We start from the raw sequence: 814 nt of genomic DNA on the forward strand, positions 1-814 counted from the left end.
AGCCGTTAATCGTAGCCGGTTTAACCCTGATTCATTTGTTTAATTTCTCTGACAATATTTTTTTTAATAATATCATATCGAAGTCCTTTGTCGTGTCTCTGTTATAAATAATATGTCCATTTTTGTCTATCAAATAAAGTGCTGGTACTCTTCGTTCTCCCAATGAGTCAAAAAGCCGGTTGTTTCCAAAAACCTGTATCCAGTTCATCGAATACCGTTCGATGGCCTGTTGAAATTTACCCCGGTCTTTATCAATACTAAATGAAACAAGCGTAAAATCAGTTTGCCTGTATTTTTCATTTATTGCCCGAAGATCTGGCATTTCTGCAATACAGGGCCTGCACCAGGATGCCCAGAATTGTATTAATACGAATTTGCCTTTCAGTTTTGAGAGCTCAATCCTGTTATTGTTAATGTCCGTTACTGAAAAATCGGGGAAACTACCACCGGTCTTAAGTGCTATTTTATTTCTAATAAGGCTGACGAGGAATTTAGACGCCTTGTAGTTTTTATACCTGTCGCTTAAAATAGTGTTGTAAAATTGCAGCAGGGTGTCTGGTTCAAAAAGTCTGCTATAGACAATCTGATGTGAGAAGGTCCAGAATGATATAAAAAGATCCGGATATAATTTTATAAATTCGAGCTTTTTAATAACTATTGGATCAAACAAGCGTAATGCTTTCTGAAAAATACCAGTGTCGGTCCCAAATTTAGATCTGTTATTTTTGATAAAATCCAACAAAATACTATCAGGGATCCTTGTAAAGGAGTCAAGTGCAGTACCGCCCATTTTGTTATAAGAAATGATGTTTAC

Annotated in this window: 1 protein-coding gene; it reads right to left on the minus strand. The window is 36.0% G+C overall.

Annotated elements, in window-relative coordinates:
• Positions 1-31: 31 nt before the first annotated feature.
• A partial coding sequence (locus tag A3860_RS05480; protein WP_143773965.1) for a TlpA family protein disulfide reductase occupies positions 32-814 on the minus strand: 783 nt, incomplete at its 5' end.

The sequence above is a fragment of the Niastella vici genome (assembly GCF_002077945.1).
GTDB lineage: Bacteria > Bacteroidota > Bacteroidia > Chitinophagales > Chitinophagaceae > Niastella > Niastella vici.